Annotated in this window: 35 protein-coding genes; 29 read left to right on the top strand and 6 right to left on the bottom strand. The window is 66.9% G+C overall.

Translation table 11 applies throughout. The features are described from left to right. Positions 1-7 precede the first annotated feature (7 nt). The 4 genes from ACP7AI_RS00940 (at position 8) to ACP7AI_RS00955 (ending at position 4,663) form a co-directional block, all read left to right on the top strand. Positions 8-466, top strand: coding sequence for a terminase small subunit (locus ACP7AI_RS00940; RefSeq protein ID WP_426163068.1), 459 nt, complete (start codon positions 8-10; stop codon positions 464-466). Continuing rightward, complete coding sequence (gene terL, locus ACP7AI_RS00945) at positions 396-1,916, top strand: phage terminase large subunit (RefSeq protein ID WP_426163071.1); 1,521 nt, start codon at positions 396-398, stop codon at positions 1,914-1,916. The genes ACP7AI_RS00940 and terL overlap by 71 nt, the downstream gene beginning before the upstream one ends. 67 nt (positions 1,917-1,983) lie before the next feature. Next, positions 1,984-3,843 carry an anti-CBASS protein Acb1 family protein gene (locus tag ACP7AI_RS00950; RefSeq protein WP_426163073.1) on the top strand — a complete coding sequence of 620 codons (1,860 nt, stop codon included), beginning with the start codon at positions 1,984-1,986 and terminating at the stop codon, positions 3,841-3,843. 4 nt (positions 3,844-3,847) lie between these two features. Further along, entirely contained in the window at positions 3,848-4,663 is an 816-nt protein-coding gene (locus ACP7AI_RS00955) for a phage minor head protein (protein WP_426163075.1), read from the top strand. Positions 4,664-4,669: 6 nt separating this feature from the next. Here the strand turns inward: ACP7AI_RS00955 and ACP7AI_RS00960 are convergent, their stop codons facing one another. Next, positions 4,670-5,221, bottom strand: coding sequence for a hypothetical protein (locus ACP7AI_RS00960; protein ID WP_426163077.1), 552 nt, complete (start codon positions 5,219-5,221; stop codon positions 4,670-4,672). A gap of 341 nt (positions 5,222-5,562) precedes the next feature. Here ACP7AI_RS00960 and ACP7AI_RS00965 point away from each other — a divergent pair, with 341 nt between their 5' ends. From ACP7AI_RS00965 to ACP7AI_RS01025, 13 genes are all read left to right on the top strand, one after another. Continuing rightward, positions 5,563-6,669: a DUF2213 domain-containing protein gene (locus ACP7AI_RS00965; protein ID WP_426163079.1), complete on the top strand. Its 1,107-nt coding sequence runs from the start codon at positions 5,563-5,565 to the stop codon at positions 6,667-6,669. A 59-nt stretch (positions 6,670-6,728) separates the two neighbouring features. Beyond that, the gene (locus ACP7AI_RS00970; protein ID WP_426163081.1) at positions 6,729-7,184 is read left to right on the top strand and encodes a structural cement protein Gp24; all 456 of its coding nucleotides are present in this window, start codon (positions 6,729-6,731) and stop codon (positions 7,182-7,184) included. Between the two features lie 59 nt (positions 7,185-7,243). After that, positions 7,244-8,191 (top strand): DUF2184 domain-containing protein, encoded by a 948-nt coding sequence (locus tag ACP7AI_RS00975; protein ID WP_426163084.1) that lies wholly within the window; start codon positions 7,244-7,246, stop codon positions 8,189-8,191. 3 nt (positions 8,192-8,194) lie between these two features. Further along, the gene (locus ACP7AI_RS00980) at positions 8,195-8,545 is read left to right on the top strand and encodes a hypothetical protein (protein ID WP_426163086.1); all 351 of its coding nucleotides are present in this window, start codon (positions 8,195-8,197) and stop codon (positions 8,543-8,545) included. A 3-nt stretch (positions 8,546-8,548) separates the two neighbouring features. Next, complete coding sequence (locus ACP7AI_RS00985; RefSeq protein ID WP_426163088.1) at positions 8,549-8,968, top strand: hypothetical protein; 420 nt, start codon at positions 8,549-8,551, stop codon at positions 8,966-8,968. Between the two features lie 76 nt (positions 8,969-9,044). Next, entirely contained in the window at positions 9,045-11,933 is a 2,889-nt protein-coding gene (locus tag ACP7AI_RS00990) for a DUF4054 domain-containing protein (RefSeq protein ID WP_426163091.1), read from the top strand. Beyond that, positions 11,930-12,289 (top strand): hypothetical protein, encoded by a 360-nt coding sequence (locus tag ACP7AI_RS00995; protein ID WP_426163093.1) that lies wholly within the window; start codon positions 11,930-11,932, stop codon positions 12,287-12,289. Before ACP7AI_RS00990 ends, ACP7AI_RS00995 begins: the two co-directional genes overlap by 4 nt. After that, positions 12,289-12,696, top strand: a complete 408-nt coding sequence (locus ACP7AI_RS01000) for an HK97-gp10 family putative phage morphogenesis protein (protein ID WP_426163096.1) — start codon at positions 12,289-12,291, stop codon at positions 12,694-12,696. Before ACP7AI_RS00995 ends, ACP7AI_RS01000 begins: the two co-directional genes overlap by 1 nt. Positions 12,697-12,747: 51 nt before the next feature. Continuing rightward, positions 12,748-12,918: a hypothetical protein gene (locus ACP7AI_RS01005; protein WP_426163099.1), complete on the top strand. Its 171-nt coding sequence runs from the start codon at positions 12,748-12,750 to the stop codon at positions 12,916-12,918. Then, positions 12,860-13,285, top strand: a complete 426-nt coding sequence (locus ACP7AI_RS01010) for a DUF3168 domain-containing protein (RefSeq protein ID WP_426163101.1) — start codon at positions 12,860-12,862, stop codon at positions 13,283-13,285. The genes ACP7AI_RS01005 and ACP7AI_RS01010 overlap by 59 nt, the downstream gene beginning before the upstream one ends. An 88-nt stretch (positions 13,286-13,373) precedes the next feature. Beyond that, complete coding sequence (locus ACP7AI_RS01015) at positions 13,374-13,817, top strand: phage tail tube protein (protein WP_426163104.1); 444 nt, start codon at positions 13,374-13,376, stop codon at positions 13,815-13,817. Positions 13,818-13,819: 2 nt separating this feature from the next. Beyond that, a complete protein-coding gene (locus tag ACP7AI_RS01020) occupies positions 13,820-14,284 on the top strand; it encodes a gene transfer agent family protein (RefSeq protein ID WP_426163106.1) in 465 nt (154 codons plus the stop codon). Positions 14,285-14,292: 8 nt separating this feature from the next. Continuing rightward, entirely contained in the window at positions 14,293-14,460 is a 168-nt protein-coding gene (locus ACP7AI_RS01025; RefSeq protein ID WP_426163107.1) for a hypothetical protein, read from the top strand. On the opposite strand, the gene ACP7AI_RS01030 is transcribed toward ACP7AI_RS01025, so the two are convergent. Continuing rightward, positions 14,447-14,707 carry a hypothetical protein gene (locus ACP7AI_RS01030; RefSeq protein WP_426163109.1) on the bottom strand — a complete coding sequence of 87 codons (261 nt, stop codon included), beginning with the start codon at positions 14,705-14,707 and terminating at the stop codon, positions 14,447-14,449. The genes ACP7AI_RS01025 and ACP7AI_RS01030 overlap by 14 nt on opposite strands. 145 nt (positions 14,708-14,852) lie before the next feature. Between ACP7AI_RS01030 and ACP7AI_RS01035 the strand changes: the two genes are divergently transcribed. From ACP7AI_RS01035 to ACP7AI_RS01090, 12 genes are all read left to right on the top strand, one after another. Further along, a complete protein-coding gene (locus ACP7AI_RS01035; RefSeq protein WP_426163111.1) occupies positions 14,853-16,604 on the top strand; it encodes a hypothetical protein in 1,752 nt (583 codons plus the stop codon). Continuing rightward, on the top strand, positions 16,601-17,209 hold the full coding sequence (locus tag ACP7AI_RS01040; RefSeq protein ID WP_426163113.1) for a hypothetical protein: 609 nt from the start codon (positions 16,601-16,603) through the stop codon (positions 17,207-17,209). The genes ACP7AI_RS01035 and ACP7AI_RS01040 overlap by 4 nt, the downstream gene beginning before the upstream one ends. 20 nt (positions 17,210-17,229) lie before the next feature. Beyond that, complete coding sequence (locus ACP7AI_RS01045; RefSeq protein ID WP_426163115.1) at positions 17,230-17,889, top strand: hypothetical protein; 660 nt, start codon at positions 17,230-17,232, stop codon at positions 17,887-17,889. Further along, positions 17,886-18,326, top strand: a complete 441-nt coding sequence (locus ACP7AI_RS01050) for a DUF6950 family protein (RefSeq protein WP_426163117.1) — start codon at positions 17,886-17,888, stop codon at positions 18,324-18,326. The genes ACP7AI_RS01045 and ACP7AI_RS01050 overlap by 4 nt, the downstream gene beginning before the upstream one ends. After that, positions 18,326-20,608 (top strand): phage tail protein, encoded by a 2,283-nt coding sequence (locus tag ACP7AI_RS01055; RefSeq protein WP_426163119.1) that lies wholly within the window; start codon positions 18,326-18,328, stop codon positions 20,606-20,608. Before ACP7AI_RS01050 ends, ACP7AI_RS01055 begins: the two co-directional genes overlap by 1 nt. Next, positions 20,605-21,048, top strand: a complete 444-nt coding sequence (locus tag ACP7AI_RS01060; protein WP_426163121.1) for a hypothetical protein — start codon at positions 20,605-20,607, stop codon at positions 21,046-21,048. Before ACP7AI_RS01055 ends, ACP7AI_RS01060 begins: the two co-directional genes overlap by 4 nt. An 85-nt stretch (positions 21,049-21,133) precedes the next feature. Further along, positions 21,134-21,286 carry a hypothetical protein gene (locus ACP7AI_RS01065; protein ID WP_426163123.1) on the top strand — a complete coding sequence of 51 codons (153 nt, stop codon included), beginning with the start codon at positions 21,134-21,136 and terminating at the stop codon, positions 21,284-21,286. Further along, positions 21,283-21,696, top strand: coding sequence for a hypothetical protein (locus ACP7AI_RS01070; RefSeq protein ID WP_426163125.1), 414 nt, complete (start codon positions 21,283-21,285; stop codon positions 21,694-21,696). Before ACP7AI_RS01065 ends, ACP7AI_RS01070 begins: the two co-directional genes overlap by 4 nt. Positions 21,697-21,804: 108 nt before the next feature. Continuing rightward, complete coding sequence (locus ACP7AI_RS01075) at positions 21,805-22,338, top strand: glycoside hydrolase family 108 protein (protein WP_426163127.1); 534 nt, start codon at positions 21,805-21,807, stop codon at positions 22,336-22,338. 23 nt (positions 22,339-22,361) lie between these two features. Then, the gene (locus ACP7AI_RS01080) at positions 22,362-22,700 is read left to right on the top strand and encodes a hypothetical protein (protein WP_426163129.1); all 339 of its coding nucleotides are present in this window, start codon (positions 22,362-22,364) and stop codon (positions 22,698-22,700) included. Further along, positions 22,697-23,338: a M57 family metalloprotease gene (locus ACP7AI_RS01085; RefSeq protein ID WP_426163131.1), complete on the top strand. Its 642-nt coding sequence runs from the start codon at positions 22,697-22,699 to the stop codon at positions 23,336-23,338. Before ACP7AI_RS01080 ends, ACP7AI_RS01085 begins: the two co-directional genes overlap by 4 nt. Then, positions 23,335-23,886, top strand: a complete 552-nt coding sequence (locus ACP7AI_RS01090; RefSeq protein WP_426163133.1) for a hypothetical protein — start codon at positions 23,335-23,337, stop codon at positions 23,884-23,886. Before ACP7AI_RS01085 ends, ACP7AI_RS01090 begins: the two co-directional genes overlap by 4 nt. A gap of 68 nt (positions 23,887-23,954) precedes the next feature. Here the strand turns inward: ACP7AI_RS01090 and ACP7AI_RS01095 are convergent, their stop codons facing one another. The 4 genes from ACP7AI_RS01095 to ACP7AI_RS01110 all read right to left on the bottom strand — a co-directional run bounded on the left by ACP7AI_RS01095 (position 23,955) and on the right by ACP7AI_RS01110 (position 25,985). Next, entirely contained in the window at positions 23,955-24,317 is a 363-nt protein-coding gene (locus ACP7AI_RS01095) for a hypothetical protein (protein WP_426163135.1), read from the bottom strand. 41 nt (positions 24,318-24,358) lie between these two features. After that, positions 24,359-25,003, bottom strand: coding sequence for an SOS response-associated peptidase (locus tag ACP7AI_RS01100; protein WP_426163137.1), 645 nt, complete (start codon positions 25,001-25,003; stop codon positions 24,359-24,361). Then, the gene (locus ACP7AI_RS01105) at positions 24,987-25,259 is read right to left on the bottom strand and encodes a hypothetical protein (protein WP_426163139.1); all 273 of its coding nucleotides are present in this window, start codon (positions 25,257-25,259) and stop codon (positions 24,987-24,989) included. Before ACP7AI_RS01105 ends, ACP7AI_RS01100 begins: the two co-directional genes overlap by 17 nt. Before the next feature lie 213 nt (positions 25,260-25,472). Then, on the bottom strand, positions 25,473-25,985 hold the full coding sequence (locus ACP7AI_RS01110; protein ID WP_426163141.1) for a hypothetical protein: 513 nt from the start codon (positions 25,983-25,985) through the stop codon (positions 25,473-25,475). Positions 25,986-26,655 lie beyond the last annotated feature (670 nt).

The following is a 26,655-nucleotide window of genomic DNA, read 5'->3' on the forward strand; positions in this document are numbered from 1 at the left end:
GTGAGCCATGTCCAAGCCACTCCCGAATGCCAGGCACGAGCGGTTCGCCCAGCTGGTCGCGTCCGGAAAGTCGGCCGCCGCGGCCTATGTCGACGCCGGCTATCTGCCCTCGACTGCGGCGTCGTCGCGTCTGTCAGCAAAGGTCAGCGTTCGAGCGCGGATCGAGCAGCTGAAGGCCGGCGCGGCGAAACGAACCGAGATCAGCCTCGCTGGCGTGACCGAGCGACTGATCCGGATCGCCGACGCGGCCGAGAAGCTGGCCGATGCGCCGGGCCTGTCGGTCGCCCGCGCGGCCGCGATGGATGCGGCCAAACTCAACGGCTTGGTGGTCAATCGCATAGCCGCCAGTCACAGCTTCGACCTGTCCGGATTGACCGATGACGAGCTTGAACAGCTTGAGCGACTTCGCAGCAAGGTTGCCCCCGCTGGAGGCGATCCGGGCGGAGCGAGCGAGGCGGGCGGCTGAGCGCGAGCGGGAGCGCATTGCCCGCGATGGCGACGCGATCCGGGCCCGCTGCCAGACCCTTGCCGGCTTTGTCCGCGAGGCCTGGCATGTCTTGGAGCCGAACCAGCCCTACGTTCACAACTGGCACATCGATGCGATCTGCGAGCACCTCGAGGCGGTCACCGACGGCCTCATCAACCGCCTGCTGGTCAACGTCCCGCCGGGGTCTTCGAAGTCGCTGATCATCTCGGTGCTGTGGCCGGCGTGGGAGTGGGGCCCGCGCAATCGCCCGTCGCTGCGGTACCTGACGACGGCGCACAACGATGTTCCGGTCAAGCGCGACACCCGCAAGCATCGCGACCTGACCCTGTCGGACTGGTACCGGGGCCTGTGGCCGCACGTCGAGCTCACCCGCACCGGCGAGACCAGCTTCGCCAACAGCGCGACCGGCAACCGCGAGGGCGTGGCCTTCGGGTCGCTGACCTCACAGCGTGGCGACCGGCTGATCATCGATGACCCGCATTCGACCGAAACAGCCGAAAGCCCGGCGGAGCGGCTGACGACGACGAGGCGCTTCCGTGAGGGCGCGACGAACCGGCTGAACGACCAGGAGCGCAGCGCGATCGTCGTCGTGATGCAGCGCCTGCACGCCGAGGACGTGGCGGGCCAGATCCTCAAGTTGAAGATGGGCTATGTCCACCTGATGTTGCCGATGGAATTCGAGGCGACCCGGGCATGCTCGACCTCGATCGGCTTCACCGACCCGCGGACCGAGGATGGCGACCTGCTCGACCCGATCCGCTTCCCGCGCCCTGTCGTCGAGAACCTGAAGCGCGACATGGGCGCCTATGCGTGGGCCGGGCAGTACCAGCAGCGCCCCGGGCCGCGCGAGGGCGGGCTGTTCAAGCGGTCGTGGTTCGGCTTTGTGGCTGCGATACCGGTCGGGCCGCGGCGCCGGGTCAGGGCATGGGACCTCGCCGCGACCAAGAAGGCGACGGGCATTAAGCCGGACTGGACCGTTGGCCTGCTGATGTCGCAGGGCGCGGACAAGCGCTTTCTGATCGAGGGCACGCGCCGGCTGCAGGGATCTCCCGGCGAGGTCAGCGCGGCGATCGACAGCGCGGCCAAGCAGGATGGGACCGGGGTGACGATCCGGCTGCCGCAGGATCCGGGGCAGGCGGGCAAGTCTCAGGCCGACACCTTCATCAAGATGCTCGCCGGCTATTCGGTCATCGCCAAGGTTGTGACGGGCGACAAGGCCACCCGCGCCAGCCCAGCGGCTACACAGGCCGAGGCTGGGAACATCGTGCTGCTGCGCACCGGCGACGAGGATCGCGACGCGTGGATCGAGCCATTCCTCGCCGAGGTCGAGCTGTTCCCGGCCGGCGCGCATGACGACCAGGTCGACGCGCTGTCCGATGCGGTCAACGAGCTGGCGCTGGGGAGCCGGTACTCGCTCGAAGCGCTGTGACCCGCGCCCGCACTCCCCGGCCTCTGGCCCCGCGGTTACATTGCAGCGCCATCCCGAGGAACCGCATGTGACCCGCGCCGTCGCGAAGAAGCCCGCCGCCGTCCGAGATGGCCTCGCCAATGTGGTCACCGGCATGGGCACCACGGCGGACAAGAATTCGCACCGGTTCTACGCCTTCCGCGCGCTGGACCAGCATCAGGCCGAGGCGGCGTATCGGTCATCATGGCTGACCCGCAAGATCGTCGACGTGCCGCCGCGGGACATGACGCGCAGCTGGCGCGACTGGCAGGCCCAGCCCGACGAGATCGAGACGATCGAGCGCGAGGAGCGCCGGCTGTGCCTCAAGGCGAAGCTGCTCCGGGCGCTGATCCTGTCGCGGCTGTTCGGCGGCGGCGCGCTCATTCTCGGGGTCGCACAGGGCCTGCCGTCCGATCCGCTCGCCCCGGGGTCGCTGCGCAAAGGCGGGCTGCAGTTCGTCCACGTCGTGTCGCGGTACCAGCTGAGCTATGACCGGCTTGACCTGGATCCGCTGTCGCCCGCCTATGGCGAGCCGGTGATGTGGCGGATGACGGGGCAGGGCAGCACCGCGAATATTCATCCCTCGCGGGTCATTGCCTTCCGGGGCCAGCGCGCGCCCGAGGGGTCGTCGCTCGCCGTCGACGCCTTCTGGGGCGATCCGATCATGCAGAGCATCGGCGACGCGGTGGCGAATGCCGACCTTGCCCAGGCCGGCTTTGCGACGCTGATCAACGAGGCGAGCCAGGACATCATCGGCATCCCGGACCTGATGCAGAGCGTCGCGTCTGCCGAGTACGAGGCGCTGCTCATGCGGCGCCTGGCGCTGGCCCAGCTGTCAAAGTCGACCCATCGGGCGCTGATCAAGGATGCGGCGGAGACGTGGGAGCAGCGCCAGGTCAGCTGGGCCGGCATGCCCGACGTCATCAACACCTACCTCAACGTCGTCGCGGGCGCCGCTGACATCCCGGTCACGCGGCTGCTCGGCACCTCTCCCGGCGGCCTCGGCAGCACTGGTGCCGGCGAGGAGCGCGACTATCTGGCGATGATCGGGTCGCAGCAGGACAGCGAGCTCCGGCCCGCGCTCGATCGCATCGACGATGTCATGCTGCCGTCGCTGTTCGGGACCCGGCCGGCCGACGTGTACTGGACCTTCGCCGCGCTGGTGCAGGAGACGCCGAAGCAGAAGATCGACACCGAGAAGGCCGCGGCGGACACGCTCAAGACCTATGGCGACGGCGGCCTGGTGCCCATGGACGTGCTGGCCAAGGTGGCGGCGAACCGGCTGATCGAGTCGGGAGAGTTCCCCGGCGTCGAGGCCGCGCTCGAAGAAGCTGCGAAGGCGCTGGGCGAGCCGGCGCCCGACGACACCGTCGACCCGAACGCGATCGTCGGCGAGGGCAATGTGGTGCCGCTGCGCCGGGCCGCGAATGATGCAGCGCCACGGTCGCTCTACGTCCATCGCCAGCTGCAGAACGCTGCGGAGCTCATCGCCTGGGCGAAGGCGCAGGGCTTCGACACGACCGTGCCGGCTTTTGAGATGCACGTCACGATCGCCTATTCGCGGGCGCCGGTCGATTGGCTAGCCATGGGCAACGCCAGCGAGTTCGGCAACGCCGACGGCAAGCTGGTCATCCCCGAGGGCGGGGCCCGCATCGTCGAGCCGCTCGGCGACAAGGGCGCGGTCGTGCTGCTGTTCAACTCGTGGGAGTTGTCGTGGCGCCACGGATCGCTGCGCGAGAAGGGGGCGTCGTGGGACTTCCCCGAGTACCAGCCCCATGTCACGATTACCTATGCGGGCAGCGACGTCGACCTGTCCGCGATCGAGCCGTACCGCGGCAAGCTCGTGTTCGGCCCCGAGATCTTCGCCGAGGTCGATGACACCTGGAGCGACCGGCTGACCGAGGCCTGATCCGGTGCGGTACGACCTCGCCGCAATGGCGCGCCGCCAAGGCCTGAAACGCAAACGCGTCGTGCTGCCCGCGATCGGCGGCACCAAGGCGCAGTCGGACGAGCTCGCGCGCATCTTGCTCCGCGTCGTTGCGGTATGGAACGATGCAGCGCGCGGCCCGATACTCGCCGCCTATTCGGAAGCTCTGGCCGCCCAGCCCATGGACGCCATGACCCGCGATGATGCACCCCGCGCCGCCAGCACGATCAGCGCAGCCGATGGCGAGGCTTCGCGCCTGACGCTCGTGCTGACCCCGGCGCTGCGCGACTGGGCCGTGCGGATCGAGCGCTTCGTGCGCTGCCGGTTCGCCGCCGGCGTGCTTTCAGCGACCGGCGTGAACCTCGATACGGTCATCGGGCCAGGCGATGCCAGGGCGCCGCTCGACACATGGGTAGAGCGCAACGTCGCGCTGGTTCGGGACGTCTCCGACCAGGCGCGCGGCAGGATCTCGGACATCGTCTTTCGCGGTCTGAGCCGGCGCACTCCGGCGCGCGACGTCGCTCGGGAGATGAACGAGGCGGTGGCGCTGGGCCGAGCCCGCAGCCTCCGCATCGCCAGCGATCAGCTGTCCAAGCTCACCACGCAGCTGGCGGCCGAGCGACGCCGGCAGGCGGGTCTCGATCAGTGGGAGTGGTTGGCCAGCGGCAAGGTCAACGGCCGCGAGGAGCACGCGGCGCTCGACGGCAAGGTGTTCAGCGACAAGGACCCGCCCGAGGACATGCCGGGAGAGCTTCCGAACTGCGGGTGTCGGGCGCGGGCGGTGTTGGATCTCGACAGATAGCAACATTCAATCGGCGTGCTTGGACCACCTCGAGGTGAACAGGTCCCCAACAGTACCAGCTATCTTCTCTGCCTCGTCGATCCCAATTGGGAATAATGGCGGCCAAGAGACCCCGTGAGTGGGTTTCGGCAAGATGCAGACAGCTTTTGCTCGGTTCGGCGAAATTTGCAGATTTACGGCGACAATCCGCGTCATGAAGATGAAAAGTTGTCCGAACCCCAAGGCGATGCTGCAGACATTGTTCATGCCGCCTGTATTCGGTCGAGCAGGGCCAGTGCTTAACGTGCCAGAATGCCGCTGGTATCGCGTCTGCCAATCACCAACTCCGCAACGCATCAAATCAATGCGGAGGCCGGTAGGCACCGTACGAGTATGGTAGAATGCTGATCGTTCGTTGGCCGTTACCGTGCAGTCAGCCGGATTGACATGATCTAAGATCAGAAACTTGAGCGCTGCCCAGTGCGTGACGGCATCGATGTCGGTGGTAGAAAGATGGGTGCGAGCTCCCCCTGCCATCAGGGTCAGGAGCGGCTGAGCGGCCATCTCGATCGCACTCATCCATCCATTATTGCAACTACGACAGACCACCCGAAGCTTGTTCGTCCCGACGCTACCTTGACGCTCCCAATTTACGGGGGTCTCGGCGATCTCACCGCGCCGCATGACGGCAAAGTAGCGGACATGCTTTGGGCTCGGTAGCAGCAAGTGTGCCGCCCAAGTCGGCCAGATGTGTTCCTTCGTTAGCGAGCCGCCGGCGCAGAATATGCATTTTCCAACACCCTTGCGCGGGTTTCTCGAGGACTGTGTCATTGCCCGCCAGCATAGGGCATTGCGTCTTGTCAGCAAGACGACGCTGGGCGCACTCCCCGGCCACGCGCAATCCGCCATATCTTGCCGCCATGCAGATCCAGCTCTCCGACACGGCGCCGCTGACCGGCATCCGCATCACCCGCGACGGCTATCTGGTCGGCGAGGCGCGCATCGCCCGCACCGGCATTCAGCAGTACACGGCCGGCGAACTGGGCCTGACCGATCGCGCGCCGGGTGAGTTCCTGCGCGTGTACCGCCCGGCCGACGAGGTCTTTGCCACCGATGCGATGGCCAGCATGGCGCACCGCCCCATCACGCTCGACCATCCTCCGGTCATGGTCACCGCCGACAACTGGAGCCAGTACGCCAAGGGCGACACCGGCGGCGAGGTCATGCGCGACGGCGAATTCGTGAAGGTGCCGATCAAGATCATGGACGGCGCGACGATCCGGGCGATCCAGTCCGGCAAGCGCGAGCTCAGCGTCGGCTATACCTGCGACCTCGTCGTCGAGGCCGGCGTCACCGATTCGGGCGAGGCCTATGACGCGTGGCAGCGCACTCCCCGCGGAAATCATGTGGCGGTATGTTCCGTGGCACGGGGCGGGTCGGACCTGCGCATCGGCGATACAGGAGAGAGCAAAGTGGCAACCAAGACGATCACCTTCGACGGCCTGCCGATCGAGACGACCGACGCTGCCGAAGCCGTCATCAACAAGCTCGCCGGCCAGGTTGCCGCGCTCAACGCCAAGGTCGCCGATGCCGCCGCCAAGGAAGGCGCCGCGCTCGCCGCTGTCGCCACCAAGGACGGGGAGATCGTCGCGCTGAAGTCGCAGCTGGCCGATGCCAACGACCCGGCCAAGATCGCCGCCCGCGACGCCGCCCGCCAGGCCGTCATCGCCGACGCCAAGAAGATCGCCCCGACGCTCGTCGTCGACGGCAAGAGCGACGCCGAGATCCGCCGCGCCGCGGTTGCGGTCCGGCTCGGAGACGCCGCGACCGCGCTGGACGATGCCGGCATTGCCGGTGCGTTCGCCGCCTTCGCAACGACCACGGCCGATGCCAAGACCGATCCGCTGCGCACCGTCATCGGTGACGGCGTGGTCAGCATCGGCGATGCCCAGAAGGCTCGCGACGCCGCGCTGGCCGCTCGCGCCGCCCGGTTTGCCACCGCACACGCGGGCGCAGCCACCGCCTAACCCTGCACTGCCTCGATGGCGCGCTGTGAAGCGCTCCGGCCCGTAGAAGGAACGATCCAATGCCCGCAGTCCAGACGACCTATGATGCCTCGATCCCGCTCGGCTTTCCGGGTCAGGTCGCCAATGGCGAAACCTCGAACCGCATCAGCCGCACCGTCGAGGACGCGGCCGGCATCGCGTTCGGCAAGGCGGCGTTCCGCGGCGCCGGCGATCATGGCGTAACCGCCACCCCGACGGCCGGCGGCCTCATGGGCTTCGTCATCGCCGATCATGGCGTGCAGATCCTGCCCGGAGGCGTCGCCGCGGATATCGTGCCGCAGTACGGCAGCGCCGCGCTGCTTGCCCTGGGCATGATGTGGGTTGTCGCCGGCGAGGCGGTGACCGATGGCGCCCAGGTTTACATCACCGCCGGTGGCCTGATCGTCGACACGGCCGGCGCCAACATCATCGCGCCGGGCTGGTTCTTCGACGACACCGCTGCCAGCGGCGCCATGGTCCGCATCGTCCGCCGCTAACTGCCACGCCCCGACGCCGCGCTGTGAAGCGCCGCAGTCCCGAAGAAGGAACGACAGAGATGCCCGAGATCAACTTCCTCGATGCCCAGCAGGCGCTCGGTTTCATCGTGCCGCAGCTGCTGCGGATCGAGACGGAGGTCTATCAGGTCAAGTACCCGTCCTTCGACTATTCGCGCCTGATGTTCACCAACGTCGACGGCGACATGTGGGACGTGGGCTCGGTCTTCTATTCGGGCGACATCGCCGGCAAGGCAGAGTTCCTGTCGGGCAAGGGCTTCGACATGCCCTTCGCCGACATCGCGCAGACGCAGTTCGTGCGAGCGAACCAGCTGGCCGGCATCGGCTATGAATGGTCGCTGCAGGAGCTTCAGCGCGCCGCGCGCCTCGGTCGCAACCTCGGCAACGACAAGGCGATGGCAGCGGCCAAGGTCGCGGAACAGTTCATCTATGGCATCGCCATCCGTGGTTCGGCCGAGAAGAACATGACCGGCCTGATCAACGACGCTGGCGTTCCGGCCGCCACCGTGCCTGCCGACGGCACCGGCGCCACCACGACCTGGTCGACGAAGACGCCCGACCAGATCAATCGCGACATCAACCTGGCCCTCAACGCGCCGTTCACCGCGACCCGCGAGACGCAGATCGCCAACACGCTGCTCCTGCCCACGACCCGGATGCAGTACATCGCTTCGACCCGCATGGGCACGAACGACAATGACACGATCCTGAAGTTCATCCGCGAGAACAACTTCTACAAGTTGTCGACCGGCCAGGAACTCAACATCATCGCATCGCGCGAGCTCGAGACCGCCGGCGCCGGCTCCACGGCGCGCATGGTGGCGTACGAGAACGCCCGCGAGGTCGTGCAGATGCACCTGCCGGGTCCGCACGAGTTCCTGCCTGCCTTCCAGAAGTCGGCGATGACCTGGGAAGTCGGCGGCATCATGAACGTCGGCGGCACCGAATGGCGACTGCCCAAGGGCGGCGCCTACTATGATGGGATTTGATCGATGGTAACTGTCAAGAACACGCAGGCCGGGCCGCGCGGCATCAACACCGTTGCCGGCCCTGTCTCGGTTGATCCGGGCGCGACCGTCGACGTGAAGCTCTCGAAGGCTGAATTTCGCAGCGCCGAGCGCACCGGATGGTTCGACCTCGATGGTGATGCGGAACCCGATGAGGGTGAGAAAGCCCCGGCTGCCGACGTGCCGGCGGACGATGGGCTGGAGGACCAGACCATTGCGCAGCTGACCGAACTGGCCAGCGCCGAAGCGATCGATCTCGGTGACGCCAAGCTGAAGGCCGACATCGTCGCTGCGATCCGCACCGCTCGCTCGACGGCACCCGAGAAGGAAGCCTGATCCATGGCGACGATCAACCTCACCGTAGCGGCACGCAATACGCTGCTCGATCGCCTGGCGCTGCTGCTCGATCCGACCGTCGGCGGCGGTAAGGGTACCATCAACATCTATTCGGGGACGAAGCCGGCCAACGCCGACGCCGCGGTGACGGGCACGCTGCTTGGCACCTTAACGTTTGCCGATCCGGTCGCACCTTCGTCCAGCGGCGGTGTGCTGACCATGTCGGCCATCACGCAGGATGTCAGCGCCGATGCGACCGCCACGGCGTCTTGGGCGCGCGTGTTCGATGCCTCGGGCGCGACGGTGTTCGACGGCACGGTGACGGCAACGGGTGGCGGTGGGTTCATCGAGCTCAACACGGTGGCGATCGTCGCCGGCGGCCCGATCCAGATCACCGGCATGCAGCTCAGCATTCCCGCCTGACGCAACCGGCCGGGTCGCATGGGGCGGGCTTTCCGGGGGGAGGCCCGCCCCTTTTCTTTTGAGGTGACATAGTCCGATGGCGATCACGGCAATCGCAGCCAACGGTTGGACGGCAACGTACTCGGGCACGCCGCCGAGCACGGTGCTGAACGAACCGTTGGCCCTCACATCGCCGGGCTATGACAACACCGGCGCTGCGGCGAACGATGTCCGCAACATCCTTATCGCTGGCCGCGTTCGCACAGCCGGTGGCTCCGCGTCCTACTCCGCAACCGATGTCGCGCTGTCGATGGAGGTCGTTGCCGGCGCGACCGCAGCGGGCGTCACCAACAATTCGACCCAGCTCAGCCCGTTGCCGGTTGCGCAATGGGCGACGACGTTTCGCCGGCTGATCGACGGTTCGGCGCGCTCGGTCGAGGTTGTCGCCGGGCATCTGTGGGCCAAGCACGACGGACGCCAGGTCGCCTGCGTCATCTTTTCGGCCAGTGACGGCACCAACACGGTCTACCAGACTGTCACCGACATGGTCGTATCGGGCGAAAGCACCGACGCCCTGCCGGTCTATGTCTACCGCGCCACCTTCACCAGCACGCAGATGGGAAGCCTCAGCGAAGGGCTGATCCGGTACGACGCCCGCGTCATTCCTTGGGTTGGCGACAACACCGCCGCAACCGACATCCTGCGGTCGATCGCCAACACCGCCGACTGGTCAGCGCGCGGTCTGAACGAGAATTGGGACTTCTCGCCGCGCTACGACCTGAAAGACCTGACGCGCTTTGCCAATGTGCCGCGCGCCTATGTCAACCCGACGACGGGCAGCAACACAACGGGCCGGTGGAGCACCACCGACGCCACAGCGCGCAGCCTGCCGTTCTCGTCAATTGCCGGCGCGGTCGGACGCGCATCGCTGGACATCGTGGCCGGCTCGTCGGCCTATGCGGTTGCCGGCGACATGAGCGGCTGCGAAATCCGCTGCAGCGCAGCCACTCACATCCCCGGCGTCGCCGCTGCCGGCACCAAGGTTTGCAAGGGCGCAGCGGCGCTGGTTATCACCCGCGATCCTTTTGAAACCCGCGCCAACGTCATCATCGACATCAGCACGTCGACGGCGATGCGCCTGCGCCTGGGCGGTTTCTCGGGCGTGCCTGGGTCCGCAATGCGCTTTCAGGGTGTCAGCATCACCCGAGGCGTAAGCGCCAGCATTCAGATCGAAACGTCGGGCATGAACTACGTCCTGTTCGAAGATGTCGCTTTCAACAATAACTCACAGCCTGCCGTCGTTATTTCCAGCAGCGGCGTGAATGGCTACATCGATTATCACGCAACGACTTTTACCAATCTCACTGCCTCTATCACTACGGGCGGCCAGTCGGTTCGCGGTTGTTCCTGGGGATTGAGCGGCTGCAACGTCACTGCACGCGCCTTGCTGGGCAATCGCATCACCGACCTGCAGCGCATCAACCGGCCCGATTATTCGGTGATGATGGGCAATTTCGTCACCGCCCTGACGACATCAAGCGCGACGATCATCGTGGTTAGCGGCGTAGGCCGCGACGTTCTGGACGCGGCCAATGTGCTCGAGATGGCATCAGGCTTGTCCGCGAGCCAATTCTGGAATTATTCGGGCGACGCCAATACGCAAAGCACGTCGAACATTCTGCACATCCACAACACGACAGTGGGTTACAGCGATAACGGGCGCTATAATTGGCGCTATGTGGACAATAACTCTCCGACGACATCGCGCGATCGGACGCACAAGCAGCAGCTATTCAAGAACAATATCGGCACGCAGTACAACACGAAGCATGACCTGTTTGCAGGGGGTGGCGCGGGGACGTTGAGGACCGGTGGCTGGCCCGTCGCGTTCGGTGTCGGCCATGACGCCAACTTCATGATGTATATGAATGCCAGTGGGAGCACATCGCCGGCATCAGGCGGGTTCAATCCCGACTATGAAGGCCCGCGCAGCAACATAGGCGCCAGCACGTCGGTCCTGAATAATCCGCTGTTCGTTGCGCCGGCCCATGCGACGGCGGCGGGTGTCGGCGGGGCTGGCGGCGGCAACTACGCTCTGCAGGCTGGTTCGCCCGCGCTGTCGATGACCGAGGGGCCATTGCTGCCAGGTTTCTACACGGCTGCCGGGGCCATCGCTCCGTCAGGCGTGAGCGGCTTTGCATTCGGCTCGTTCAACCTGCTCGGCACAGGAGCGGGCAGCCAGGCCGTCGGCGGTGCCAGCGTTGCGACGATCAGCATCTTCGGCGCCAGCGCCGGCCTGCACCCAACGTTCGGCATTGGGTCTGCCACGATCAATCTGTTCGGCGCGGCAACGGGCCAGCAGATCGGCGTCGGCGCGGGCGGGAACGCCACGGCGATTATAAGCTTCGATGGCGGCGGGACTGCGCGCCATGCGATCGGCGGGTCCGGCGCAGCCACGGTGCAGTTTTTCGGCAGCGTCACCGCGGACTTCGGCGGTCAGCCTGTGTTCGGCGTGGGGCAGGGCAGCTTCGACCTGTTCGGGACCGCTGCCGGCACAGTCGGCCTGCCCGAGAGCGCAGCCGTCGTGGCGTTCCGACTCTCGTTCCCGGCCTTCGCCGCCGTGCTCGGTGCGACGATCGACTTTTGGCTGACCCGCGCGGCCCGATCGGTCGATGACAGCTGGACCGAGGGCGACCGCGAATATGGCCGCCAGCTGCTCGCCGCGCATCTGATGACTGAACAAGGCCTGGGGATCGGCGCCGAGGCCGAGATGGCGGCGGCCGGGGCCGGCGGGTTCAAGTCGATGAAGTCGGGCAGCCTGTCGCTCGATCGCGGCGACACGGGGGTTGCGGCCGGCGCCTACGGCGGCACCGCCTATGGGCGTCAGTTCGCGCTGCTGCTGCGCCAGAACCGCGGCGGCGCGCGGGTCACCGGCACCGGCGTTGTTGTCGGCGTCTATCCGTTCGGCCGGATGCCGGGCTGGTGAGCCTGCTCGGCGGCGGCCTGGCGCAGATCTTCGGCGCGGCGTTCGGCAGCATCTACCTGCCCGCTACGCTGCACCGTCGGCAGGCCCCGACGTATGACGCGGGTGGCAGTGTCGTCGCCGGCGCAGGCTTCGCAGACGTGTCGTGCCGGGCCCAGGTCGAAGCGGCCGGCTATGCGATGCGCAGTGCCGAGGGCTTCGTCGACGGTGATGTCCGGATCCTGATCCTGTCCGCGACGCTGGCCGGCGCGGTCACCACGGATGACGAGGTGACCGTCTCGGGCAAGCGGTGGCTCATCGCCAGCGTGGCCAGCGACCCGGCGGCCAGCTATTGGGACCTGAGGGGCAGGGCCGCCTGATGGTCCGCATCGTCGGAGCCGCGAAGGCATCGCAGCGTATCCGCAGCCTTGGCGGGCCCGATGCGGTGCGGCTCGTCGGAGCCGCGCTGTTCACCGGCGGCGAGCGCATTACGACCGATGCCCAGATCAGCATCACGCGCGGCAGCATCAGCGGCAAGAACCATGTCCCGAGCGCGCCGGGCGACGCGCCGAACAACGACACCGGCGTGCTGGCGAACAATATCGAGACGGTCCAGACCGGCCCGCTGAAGGTGACGGTCAGCAGCAACGCGCCCTATTCGATCGAGCTCGAGAATGGCACATCGAAGATGGCGGCCCGGCCATTTATGCGGCCGGCGGCGATCCGGAACCGCGACGCCGTGACCGAGCTGGTGCGCCGCGCGGTCAACAAGGCGTTGCGCCGATGACGCACGCCCGTCGCTCTGCTATCGTGGCTAGCAATGGCGCGGCCCCCAACCATGGACGAAGTGGCGACCTGGCTCGAGATGTGCGTCCTGATGCACATCGGCGAGACGTTCGGCTGCAACGACGCCATGCTGCTCCCCAGCAACGACACCGGGCCGACTGATCATGGCACAAGACACGTCGCTGGCGGCGCGCCGCGCGATTTTGACCCGGCTGAAGGCTGAGGCGCCGACCTCCGGCGTCATCGCAGCGGCCAGCATCTACCCGCCCCAGACCCCGCCGACGCGCGCCTGGCCGTTCATCCGCTATGGCGCGGCGACGCAGCTGCCGTGGAAGCCCACCGGCGCTGACGGCAGCCTGATCGCCGTGGCGGTGCACAGCTTCGCCCGCGGCCCCGGCGAGGACCAGGCGAGCCGCATCGGCGCGTGGGTCGCGCGGGTGCTCGACGGCGCGGTGCTGGACCTATCAGCCGAAACGGGATTTCCCGCGACGGCCCGGGTGCGGCACACGGGCAACACCACCCTGCAGGATCCGGAGGAAGCCGACGCCTGGCACGTCGTGACGAACCTCGAGATCATCGTCGCCAGCTAGGCGCACTCCCCCGGTCCCTGCGCCGGCGGTATAGTCCGGCTCGTTCCCGTCGTGATGGCGGCATGTTCCCTTAGATGGAGCTTTTCCCATGGCGCTGCCTGAAGTCCTCGAAGACGGCTATGTCACCATCCTGCTCGGCAACGGCGCCGGCCCGGAGGTCTTCACCGCCGTTTGCGGCCTCACCACGCGGGGCTTCGTCGAGCAGGTCAACACCGCCGATCGGTTCATCCGCGACTGCGCCGACCCGGCCGCCATCCCGATCCGCAAGCTCACCAAGACCGGGAAGCAGTGGAGCCTTTCCGGCTCGGGCTATCTGGCACGCGAGAGCCTCGAGATGGTCCAGGCTGCGAGCGGCGTTACGAAGAACTGGCGCTTCAAAATCGGCGAGCCGGCAGGCGACCTCGTCTTCGGAGGCTATTACGCAGGGCCGGCCATGCTCACCACGATCTCGACCGGCGCAACCGAGGGCGACCTTGTCAGCATCGAACTGACGATCCAGTCCGACGGGCCTTGGACGTTCACCGAGGTCTGACTGTGCCGCAGACCGAAATCACGCTGGCGTTCGGCGACGGCGAATATCTGTTCCGCCTCGGGCTGGCGCAGATCGCCGAGATCCAGACCAAGACCGGGACCGGCATCGGTGCGCTCTATGCTCGCCTGCTCAAGGGCCGCTATGTCCTGGGCGACGGGCGCAGCGTCGGCAACGCCGCCGAGGCCGAGTTCTACCTCGCCGACATCATCGAGGTGCTGCGGCAAGGCCTGATCGGCGGCGCCGTAGGCGTGGTGGACGGTGCTGCGGTCACGGTCACGCCCATTATGGCGCAGCGGCTTGTCGCCACCTACGGCCCGCCGGCGCGGCCAGTCGCAGAGGCTTGGACCGTCGCCGTCGCGGTGACGTCAGCGCTGATCGAGGGGTACGAACCCCCAAAAGCGCCACCCGCCCCAGGGGCGGGGGCAACGCCGACGAAGGCCGCTTCTCGCTCGAGGAAGCGCTTGTAAACTGCGCCATGATGGGCGTCGGGCCGGCCGACGCGAAGGCGCTGACCTTTCACCAGTACACCGCCATGCTGGCCATCTGGAACGCGCGGCACGCCGAGAAGGATGGCAAGCGCCCGGTCGAGCCGCCCGACGCGGAGAGAGTTCGGCGCAGCCTGGCGGCGCTCAACGCGGGGTAGCGGGATGGGCTTTCGAGCGGGTTAGGCCGTCAACGCTGATAGCGAGGCAGGTGAAGAGCACGGCCAGCGCGAGCGCGAAAACCGAAACGAGGCTGCCGCCGATCATTGCGCCGACCATCGTCTCTGCGCCTGAACCAGACGGTGGGGCTTCACCGAGCGACAGCAGCGTTTTCCCGAAAAGATAGATCGCGCCGCAGTTGGCGAGCACTGCGATGCCCCAAAAGAACACCCGGATTTCAGTTGCCATCGATCGTCCCCCGTTTGTGGCGGCAACCTATGGCCATCGCGGTCGCCGCGCAATCGGGCGGCGCACTCCCCGCTCCGTGCCGCAGCGGCTATCTTTCCGGGCATCTCGCCGGACGGCGACACAGCCCTGCGCAGGATGCCTCTGAATGGCCGTCACCGCCGAAAGCGTCATCGTTGAACTCGAAGCCCGCATCGCCAAGTTCAATGCCGATATGCGAGGCGCAGCGACCGTCGCCGATGCAAGCATGGAACGCATCCGCAAGTCGTCGCTCCTTGCCGAGGCTGCGACACAAAAGGTGGGGGCTGGATTCACCCTGTTGAAGGGGGCCGCGGCAGGGTTCGCTGCAGTCCTAACTGTCGACAAGATTTTTGATCTGGCGAAATCGGGCCTCGAATACGCCGCGAGCCTCGGCGAAATCTCGCAACAGCTGGGCGTCTCCACCAAATTCTATCAGGAGCTCTCATTCGCCGCGACACAGGCTGGCGTTGACCAAGGCACGCTGGAAAGCGCGCTCGGCAAGCTGACCAAGACGCTCGGCGACGCCAAGCTCGGCGGGGAGCAGGCGGTCAAGGCCTTCGCCGCGCTCGGCATCTCGCAGAAGGAACTGCAGGGCCTCAACACCGATGAAGCGTTCCGCAAGATCGCCGACGCCTTGGCCAAGATCGAAGACCCCGCCAAGCGCGCGGCGCTGGAGGTCGATCTGTTCGGCCGCTCTGGCCAGAAACTGGACACGCTGCTTGCGGGCGGCACCAAGGCGCTGGACGAGATGGCCGCCGCTGCCAATCGGCTCGGCGTCGTCCTGTCGGATAGCGCGATCGCCAATGCCGACCGTGCGGCGGATGATATTGCGGCTCTGCAGAAAGTGCTCAGCGCGAATATCAGCGGCTTCGTTGCGGAAAACGCGCAGGCGATCGTCGGCCTCGCGAATGCAATTCTGGGCGTGGCGTCAGCGTCGATCAGCGCGGCTCAAAAGCTTGCCGACTTCTACAACGGGTCGAAGAAAATCCGGGAAGAGCAGGGCGTTTTGGCGCTGCTCGGGACTGGCATACAGGGCCGCATTGATGCGGGACGCAGCGACCGGTTCAAAGCCGGGTTGCAGGGTAGCGTGCAAGCGTTCGCCTCACGGCCAGATGCAAGCCCCACGCCGACCCCGACGCCAACTCCCACGCCGACGTCTACCCGCTCCACCCGCTCGCGCTCGACCGCCAAAGCAGACCCGACGCCGGCGCAGCTCCGGATGCAGTCGCAGGCGCCCGGCAACGCGGGCGACTTCCCAGGCCTCACCGACGCGGCTGGCACGGTAAAGACCATCTCGGCAGACCTGGACGATATCTTTGGCAAGTTCGAAGGCGTGAAGGGCGTCGCAATCGACCTGTCCAATACCGAAATCATCAGCAGCAGCACCGTCGACGCGGCGCGCGACTTCGGCGAGAGCTTGGCTCGCAATCTCGGCGAGGCCGTGGCGTTCGGCGACGATCTTGGTGACGTGCTGGTCAATTCGATCAAAGCCGCGGCGGCAGAGTTCATCTCGTCGGGCTTGCGCGAGCTGTTCAACGGCGGGTCGGGCGGGGGCAGCGGCGGCGGTGGCGGCGGTCTGTTCGGCGCCATCATCGGGGCACTCAGCGGTCGCGCCGTCGGCGGCCCTGTGACCGGCAACAGGCCGTACCTCGTCGGCGAGCGCGGGCCCGAGCTGTTCGTGCCCAGCGGCGCCGGCAACGTCCGGCCGAACAGCAGCTTCGGCGGCGGGGGCGGCATCGTCGTCAACCAGTCGTTCGCCATCAACCTGGCCGGCAACGCCGCGACAAAGGCCGACGCGGCCATGTTTGCCGGCATCGCGCGAGACCAGGCGATCGCGGCCTTCCAAGAGGCCCAGAACATCGGAATTCCCAGCACATGACGGCCTGGATGGACAACATCGGCACGGCGTCGTTCCGGCGGGTGCGCACCGTCGTCGCGAACCAATCGCCGTTCAACGGCAAGGTCTACCGCTCCGGCTTCGATGATGCGCGCTGGCAGTTCCGGTTCGACTATCAGCTGATGCACCGCGCCGAGGCGGCGCCGCTGCTCGCGCTGATCGCGGCGCAGGAGGAGGGCACCGGTAGCTTCGAGGTTTACGACCCTGATTTCGGTATTCCGCAGTCGGGTTATACCGCCGGCGGTGCAACGATCAGAGGACCGGGCCAGACCGGCAAGGTCCTCAACACTCATCGCTGGGCCATAAACAGCAGCATCGCAAAAGCGGGAGACCGCATCTTTATACAGTCGGTCGTTGGCTATCAGATGTTCGTGCTGACCGCCGACGTCAATTCGGACGTTGACGGGCGCGCAACGATCAACATCGACACACCGTACCGGGGAAGCCCGCCAGACGAAGGCAATCTGGGGCTGGTCCCTGCCCTCGTGTCGGTGTTTCGGCTGACCTGCCGCTTGGTCGAATACGACGTCCAGTCGCAGCCCGGCGGCCTGTTCCAAATCAGCGTCACCGGCGAGGAAATCCTCTAGTGCCGGCGCTCAGCGGAGCCATGCAGACCGCCGCCTCGGCATCGGTCAATCAGCCGTTCTATCTCGTGCATCTCGACGTCGTCGGCGATCCTCTTTGGGCGTGGACCGGGCGCGGCAACCTCACGGTGACCGTCGTGGGCGATCCGCTGCTGTCCGGCGGGCGGACCTTCGTCGGCGCGGCCGACATCGCCGCGGTCCAAGGGCTGACCCATGCGGCCGATGGCTCGGTCCAGACCATGACGATGATGCTCGGCAACGCCGACTTCACCGACCCGGCCGCCTATGAGTTCGTCAACACCGAGGCATCATGGTCTCGCCGTCTTGCCGTGATCTGGGCCGGCTTCGTCTCGACCGCCACCGGTTTGCCCGTCGCCGATCCGGTGCGCATCATGACGGGCCGCCTGCTACATGTGTCGAGCACCGATGGCGCCCAACCATCGATCGTCGTCAAGGTCGCGGCCAAGTCGGGCTATGACGGCCAGCGCGCCAGCAACTGGCAACTCGCCGGCGCGCATCAGAAGGCATTTTACCCGGGCGACAACGCCCTCGACTTCATCCCGCAACTGGTCGGCAAGGAGCTGCGGTTCGGCACGCCCGACGCGGTACAGCGCAGCATGGGCGTCGGCGGATCGATCGGCCGTGGCTTGGCCGCCGGCGCCGGGCAGGTGCGGAACCAATGACCATCGACCGCCTGCCAGACTGGACCCTGCGGATGAACCAGGCGCTCGACGCCGCGGCGTCCCGGCCCTTTGTCTGGGCGTCGTGGGACTGCTGCCATTTCGTCGCCGACGTCGTCGAGGCGATGACCGGGCAGGATCCTCTGGTCGAATACCGCGAGACCTATGCGGACGAAGCCACGGCCTGGCAGGTCCTCAACGACCGCGACGGCAATCTGCGGGCCGCGTGCCGGCGCATCTTCGGTAATTGCATCACGGCGCCGTTCGCCAAGCGCGGCGACGTCGTGCTGCGGCGCGGCGGCATGGCCATCGGTATCTGCGTCGGATCGGTCGCGGCGTTCACCAGCGACACCGGCGCCGGGCTGGTGTTCGTGCCGATGTCGGACTGCGCCTATGCTTTCCCGCTCGGGTGGCCCGCGGTCGAGGCGGAGCCCAGCTGATGGGTAAGGTCGTCGGCAACATCCTGAAAACCGTGGGCGGTTCGCTGCTGGCGCTCGTGCCCGGCCTGCAAGGTCTCGGTGCAGCGATCGCGTTCAGCGGCTTGACCGGGCTGGCCGGCAACGCGCTCAGTGCTATCAAGGGCAAGCCCAAGGTGGCGCTGAGCGCGTCGACCGGACTGACCTCGCGGGTCAGCCTCGATGCCGACGTGCGCCAGTGGCTGGCGATCGGGCAGACCGCGCTGCCGACGCAGATGATCTATTTCGGAACGTCGGGCAGCAACAACGAAAACCTGTCGATGATCTTCGCCCATACGTGTCATCCGATCGCCGGCTATGTCGCGCTGAACATCAACAATATCCCGACGCCGTTTCCGACCCCGACCGGCGCCTATGCGGGCATCCTGGCGATCCAGACCGCCGACGGCACGCACACCGCCAACCCGTTCACGACGGTCCACGGCGGGCTCTGGGGCGCGTCGCATGTCGGGCAGGGCCTGGCCATGTCGCATTTCCGCTGGGCCTTCGATGAGGAAAAGCTCAGGTCCGGCCTGCCGCAGAATATCCAGTTCATCGCCAAGACGAGCCGTGTCTATGACCCGCGCCGGGACAGCACGCGCGGCGGCTCGGGCTCGCACCGCGCCGACAACGAAGCGACATGGGCATATGAGGTCGGCGGTGACCAGATCGGCCGCAACCCGGCCTTGGTCGAACTGACGTATCGGCTCGGGTGGCGAAAGGGCGGGCGGCTCTGGGCCGGCATGGGCGAGGACCCGAGCAGCATCGATTTTGCCAGCTACATCGCGTCGGCGAACGTCTGCGACGAGGTTGTCAACGGCAAGCCCCGGTACCGCATCGACGGCCTGCTGAGCCTCGGCGAAATCCACAACATCAACCTTGGCAAGATCCACGCAACCTGCGGCGGCAAGGCGACGGACACGGGGGGGCTGATCGGGCTGTGGGTCGCGCATGACGACACCGCGACGGCGCTGATGACCGTCGATGACGGCGACTGGCTCGGTGATATCCAGTGGCAGCCGTTGCCCGAAGGCGAGGTGCGCAACACCGCCCGCGGCAGCTTTGTCGACGCGGCCAACTTCTATCAGCCGGCGCCCTATCTGGAGGTTCGGCCGGGCGACCTGATCGCGCTCGACAATGGCGAGGAGCTGGCCGACACGCTCGACTTCGGTCTCGTGCAGGACCAGGACCAGGCGCGACGCCTCGCCTCGATCCGGCTGCGCGAGAGCCGGCAGGGCAGGCTGGCCGGGCCGGCGGCGCTGAAGACGCTGGGGCTGCGGCCCACCAATGTCATCTCGGTGGCGCGGCCACGGACCGGATGGACCGCGCGGCGGTTTCGGGTCGAGACGATGGGGCTGGCGATCGACAAGACCCAGCTGGTCCTGCGCGACGTCGCCAGTGCCGATTATTCCGACCTGGCCAACGCGACGCCAAGCTCGACCGGCGACCTGCCCACCATCGGCTTCATCCCGACCCTGGGCGTGCTCGCGTACCGGGACTTCGTCGATTTCGCGACCGAGGTGACGGGTGCGGAGAAGCCGGCCAATTATGCCGATGTCACCGCGGTGCAGCCGATCGTGCAGAACCTGTCGCCGACGACCGGCAACGCGCTGCCGACATTCGTGGCCAGTGATGGCAACCCGTTCAACCGGGTGGTGGCGAGCGGCGAGGCGCGCGACGGCGATGCGGTCACCTTCGCGGCGACGCTGCCGGCAGTGCCGCAGGTGACGTTCAGCTATGGCGGCAATGCCGCGACGGCGGGGCAGAACATCCGCATCGATGCCGACGGCTTGACCGCCAGCGGCTTTACCCTGATCGCCAAGTCGCAGGGCGTCACCGTCGGCAGCACCATCACCGATGGCAGCAGCACGACCGGCACCGGCGGTGAGCCGGCGCGCGTGATCAACCGCACCAACGCCGGCAACCCCTATGACGGCCGCTTCGTGTTTCGCTACACGGTGAATGTGCCGGCGATCGCGTTCGGCGAGCCCGGCACGATCGAAGTCGGCATCTACGTCAAGCGCTCCGGCGTTTGGTTGCAGGCTGGCACCGCGTATCATGGCACCAGCGGCACCTATAATTTCGCGGCGTCGCCCGGCGCGGTCGATTTCGGCGCCGGCAACGAGTTCGGCGTCGGCAAGATCAGCGGCAGCAGCGGCACCAGCGTCAATGGCTTCACCAGCGTCATATACACGCTCGGCACGGTGACCGAGACCAGCCTGACGCCGACCGGCGCCTCGCCGATCCGGTGGGAGGCGCGGCTGTGAACTATCTGCAGCTTCCTCCCGAGGACCGGCCCGACCTGCCGACCCGCGACCGCGGCGGCGACGTCATCGAGGTGCAGTGCCCGGTGTGCGGCTGCTGGCGGCCGGGCTTCATGCTCGAACCCGACGGCGACGACGGATGGAATTGCGACGCCGAGCGCAGCATTGCCCAGCGCGCCAGCGACGCCGCCGCGCGGCCGCCCGAGCCGGCGCCGCCGCTGCCGCTGCTGGCGTTCCTGCGGCTGTGGACGGCCGAGGAAACTGCCGCCGTTTATCAGTCGACGAACGTCTACATGATCCAGGCGCGGACGCTGACGCTGGCGGCACCGTCGATCGACCTGGCGCTGCCCGAGGTCATCGCCGGCATCGACCTGGCCGAGCAGTTGGGGATACTGACCGCGCCGCGCGCCGCCGCCATCAAGGCCGGGCAGCCGCCGGCCTGACCCGGCGCACTCCCCGGCATTCCCGAAATCGCGGATATTGCCGGGGACCGCCCGTCTGTGCGGATCGACCGAAAGGACAGCCACGTTGGAAACGTTGCTCTACGCCCTCGCGGCGCTCTGCCTGTTGCTCGCCATCGGGTTCATCATCTTCCGCGGTGTCCGTGCCGCCCGGGCAGACCGGGACGCCGGCACATCGACGCCACGGCCGCCGCAGAACCCGGATGAGCGCGAACCGTGATCGGCGTGAGCGGGGATCACCTGCTTGGCGTCGCAGGCCTGACACCGGGCGGCGCCGGCGTCTGGACCGGGGTGCTCATCTTTCTCGGCGTCGTGGTGCGGTCCTGGCCGGCGATAAAGCTGGCCACGATTAACGCCCGCATCGCGCTGGGCAAGGAGCAGCGTGAGAGCGGCGACTGGTATCTCCACCGCATTGAGGCAATGGAGCGCCGCCTTGCCGGCACCGAAGCCGAGATGCTGGATCTGAAGCGCAAGTTCACGACGTCGCTCGCCGCGTACCGGATGGTCGTCGGCGAACTTCACGGCCGCGACCCCAAGAACAAGATCATCGCGATGGCCCAGCAGCTGCTCGGCCCGGATCTCATGGCCGACCTGCCCGAGACCGATCCGGTCGGGCCCGTGCCGGCGTGACATGCCGCGCTTCGATCCCGCCACTGCGCTGACGCTGATCCTCGCGCTGCTTGCCACCGTCGCGTGGCTTTGCGTGCTCATTCGAACCTGGCCCGGAGACCGCCGCCGATGACCATCGATGACATTCTGGCGGAGGTTCTCAAGGCCGAGGGCGGCTATGTGAACGATCCGAACGACCGCGGCGGCGAGACCAACTTTGGCATCACGGTTGCAGTCGCCCGCGCGAATGGGTGGCAGGGCCGCATGCAGGACCTCCCGCGCGGCAAGGCGCTGGACATCTACCGTCAGCGCTATGTCGTCGGCCCAGGCTTCGACAAGGTGCTCCGCCTGTCCGCTGCGATCGCCGCCGAGCTCGTCGACACCGGCGTCAACATGGGCCCGACCGTGCCGATCCGGTTCCTGCAGCGGCTGCTCAATGTGATGAACCGGCAGGGCAAGGATTGGCCGGACATCGCGACCGACGGCGTCATCGGCCCAGGGACCCTCGCGGCCTTGGCAAAAGCGCTGCAGGTCCGTGGCGAGAAGGTCGTGTTGACCGGCCTCAATGCTCTGCAGGGCGCCCGCTACATCGAGCTGGCCGAAGGACGGTCGGCGAACGAGCAGTTCCTCAATGGCTGGCTGGCGAACCGGGTCGGGCTGTGATCGCTTGGCCGCCCCGGACGCAAATGGCGCTTATCGCGCTGATCGCCAGCGTCATCGGCGCCGCAACGGCGATGGCGATGTTGGGCTGGGGTATTCATATTCTCTGGCGCGGCGGGTGGCTCGACGCGACCCAGGTCCAGCGCATCGCGGCGATCGCCTACATTTCCTACGGCCTGCTCGGTCTCGCGTTCGTGACCATCACCGCCCTCGGCATGGCCATCAACCGGCGCTCGATCAAGGTCGACGGCCCGGGAGGGACAAGCGTCGACATTTCCGGCGGCAGTGACGACGCGGCGGCCGCGACGGTGACGACGACGACCGCCACCACGGTCACCCCCACACCCGCTGCACTGGAAGGATGACGATGCGTATCCTGTTGCTTGTCCTTGCGCTCTTGGCGCTCGCCATGCCTGCAACCGCCGCCCCGACGCCGTCGCTGCCGAACAGCCCGACCTGGGCCCGCACCGGCCCGCTGGTCATCCGCGTCGGCGATAACACGACGCCGGCTTGGCGGCCGTACCTTGAGCGCGCGGTGGCGGATTGGAATGCCGGCGCCGCTCGCACGAACATCCGCTTCGTGATCGTGCCGGGCAAGAGCGAGCCTGCGACCTGCAAGCCGGTGTTCGGCACCGTCCAGGTCTGCGCCGCCAGCTACGGTGCCAACGGCTTCTATGGCTATGCGAACTTCTGGCCCAGCGGCGGCAAGACCGTCCAGGCGGTCGTGCGGCTCAACATGCACTATCTGGCCCGGCAGGGGCCGGCACGCTGGCAGAGCGTCATCACGCACGAGCTCGGTCATGCCATCGGCCTGTCCCATAACGACGCCGCCAACGGCAACACCAACACCGGCTCGGTCATGGACAATACCAATGACCCCGAAGGGCTTAAGCCGCCATATGGGCCGAAGTCGGCGCTTGCCCCCAGCGAGGACGATTGGGCCACGCTGGCGCGGCTCTACGCTCCGGCCGGCAAGACGCAGCTGGCGCAGACGAAGCCGTGACGGGCCTCGACCTCGCCGCGCTGGCCGCCCGCTTCGGGCCAAAGGTGCTGCGCATTCTCGCCGTCATCGCGCTGCTGGCCGGCCTGATATTCGCCGCGCATCGCTGGCACGGCGGCCGGGTCGACGCGCTGGTCGCAGCGGCTCGCAAGGAACAGCGTGAAGCCGATGCCACGGCGGTCGCCAAGGCCTTCGCAGCGGCGACGGCAGAGCGGGCCAGGCTCAACGCCGCCATCGCGGCGCGCGACGCCAAAATCAGGGAGACGACCGATGCTGCGCTTCGACACGAACAAGCTGACAATGCTCGCCGCACTGCTGACCTTGGCCGGCTGTGGCGAGCGCGTCGCGCCGATCCCGGTCGCCCCGGCAATGCTGACCTGCCCGGTCCTGCCAGCGCCGCCAGCCTCGCTGCTGATGCCGCCTGCACGGCGGCCGGGGGGATACCGTTCGAGCCTGCCCTCGCCGTCGTGACGGACGCAGAGAACGACGCGGCCAGGTTGCGAGCTTGGCAGGCGTGGTGGGCCGGTGTAGCGGCGGTTGATCGCAAGTAGCGAAGGCGGGAGGGCCGGATCAGGGGCGGCGGAGCTCAGGCCTCGTCGCCCCTTTTTCGTGCCAGACTTCATTCGCCCGGCGGCTCCTCGTGAGGCACGCGGCACTTCATTCGTTCGGCCATCTCGTGCGCCAGCGCCGTCCAGCCCCACACAGCCATCGCCTCGCCGACCGTCTCCGGCCGACCGACCTTCCAGATCATCGGACGCTTGGGATCGCCGTGTCGGGCCCAACCGCGCCCCGCGACATTCCCGCCGGCGCGATCCTCCCACAGGATCAGCTTCTCCCAGGGTGGACTGGTCCAGTCGCCCGCGACGGTGAGCACCTCTTTGCCTTCGAAGGCGAACAGGCTGCCGTCCTTGCGCGCCAGGCTGACCCGGTACCAGTTCCGGAGGTTCGACTGGAACCCGGAATTGCGTACCGCCTCGACCATCAATGTGTCGACCGTTGAGGGTGATGAAGTCCACTGCCCCATCAGGCGACAGCCATGAGTTGCGATGGAAAGGGCGCGGCGAGAGCCAGTGCGTCGGCGATCGGCGCGGTGAGCCAGCGCTCATGATCCTCGGGGTGCAGCAGCACGGGCATCGCCTTGGGGTGGATCGGCTCGACCAAGGCGTTCGGCTCGCAGGTCAGGAAGGCATAGGCCGGGCCGGCCTCGGTCGGGCGCCAGACGCCGGCGAAGGCGAAGATGGGCAGGCTGGGCACGCTGAACCATCGGGCGATCTTGGCGCCCTTCTCACCCTCCCACTCGCAGAAGTCGGTGACGGGCACGAGGCAGCGCCGCGCCGGGTTGGTGAGGGCGGTTCGCCAGAAGGGGCTGGCCAGGTTGCGGACGTTGGTGACGGGCCCCGCGGCCTTCATCGGTGGTGGGAAGCCCCATGCCATGGGCTCGGCAATGCGGTGGCCGGCCTCGGTGCGGACGGTCCAGCCCCTGCGCTTGGGGAAGATCTCGGGCGGGGGCAGGGGCTCGTACTCGCCGAGCGGCTGCGCACCCATGGCGATCGCCCAGGCATGGGTGTCGGCGGTGAGGCGGTAGCGGTTGCACATCGCGGCAAGGTGGCGGTGTGGGGTATGAGTCGCAAGGGCGGTGCTGGTCAGGCTGTCACTCGGCCTCGGCACCGTCGTCGATTGCGTCGATGATGCCCTGGATGCGCTCGTCTGCATCGTCGCCCTTCAGCTGCGATCGGACGACGTTGGAGCAGCGCTTGCGCTCGGCGTTGACGGTGGTCTTCAACTTCTGCCCGACGCGGATCGCTGTCACCACCCGCTCGATGCGGTCATCACCTTCGGCGCCCACGATCTGGGACTCGGTGATGCGTGCGCACCGCTCGCGCTCGGCGGCGATGGAAGGATCGTCGTGGGCGAGCATGGTCATGGGTGTGTATTGCGCAGCCCGTCAGGGGGCGCAACAGGGGCGGTGGTGGCTTGGGCCATCGCCGCCCCTTCGTATGTCTGCGCGTCGCCAGTGCGCCCCTGCAGGCCGGCGCGCGCCGGTCGAGGGGAGGGGAAAGGGTCGAAACTTCAGGGCCGAAGCCCGGAAGACCGCCCGCCAAGTTGCCTTTTCACTCGGAACGAATTTAGGAGGGGGTTAGATGCCCTTGGGGTTAAGGCCGACTGGCATTGCGGGAACTACTCCGTTCATCGCCGCCAGCGCAGGGTCAATTACAAACGGCCGCCACTCCGGCGGAGACAAGACATAGCCGGGTGCAGCGCCGCCGGTATTGTATTTCTGTTCGGTAACGCAGGCCAAAACGTAGCGGTGATTGCCATCGACAATCATGTCCGCGCCATCTGCGGAAATCTTCAAGCAAATGATGATCGGCGACAGATCCGACGGATCTTGGAACGCATGCTTCAGGTGGCCGATATCGACCGAGCCGTTTCGGACCAGCTTGGCGGCCAACGCAGAATCTAGCATGACGGCTTTTGGCTTGAGCTCCGCACTTGCCCATGCGCGCATAGCGGTGATGTCCAGCAGTATCGGCGGGAGATCATCGCCTGGCCAGACCGTGAATAGTTCTCTGGTAATGGGTCCTGCTGCACTCGCTGCCTTTGCGCCGGCCTTCTTCGCAAGACGCCTCTCGTTGCGAGCACTACTCATTCGGCCTCAGATGGTCTTAAGGAATTAGGCAAGGTCGGCATCATTGATAATGCCAGCAGCGCCGTCAATCGCTGCGGTTCGGCAACGGTCCCAAGCGCGGTCACACAGCCGCCCGAGTGGCTCCGATGACCGTCGGCGATAGCGCCGCTTCACCTTCGCGAGATGCCGCTTGTCGAGCGCCGGCACTATCCGCCAGTGCTTGCCACAGATGATTTCGGCGTCGGCGCCGAACTTCTCGATCGCACCCGTCCGCCTGCAGCCCGATATCAGGCACGGTATACGGCCGTCGGCCACGGGTTGGCGCGTGCCTTCGCCTGCGATACTATTCACAAGCCCGACCGGACGGCCCGGGGGCGTCGATATGCAGGCGGCGGGCCGCCCTTACAAACGACGCCCAACGCCGCCTGACAAATTCCCCTATCATTCGCAACGAAGCTAGGAGGGGAGATAGCAACATTGCCTGTGTGTGCCGCAGCTGCGACCTAAAGCTAGGGATCGGTGCCCTTCATTTTGTCAGTTCAGACTTATGCCGCTTTTTCCTTAGGTTCGGCGAACTGGCCGACCTGTGAACCGGGCACTGAGATCGCTAGCGAGCCGTCGCAAGACGGCACCGATCTCGGGACTGCAGGTTGAGGGGAGGTCTCGATAGGCTGAAATGAATTTGCGAAAT

It is taken from the genome of Sandarakinorhabdus sp. DWP1-3-1 (assembly GCF_049896705.1).
GTDB lineage: Bacteria > Pseudomonadota > Alphaproteobacteria > Sphingomonadales > Sphingomonadaceae > Sandarakinorhabdus.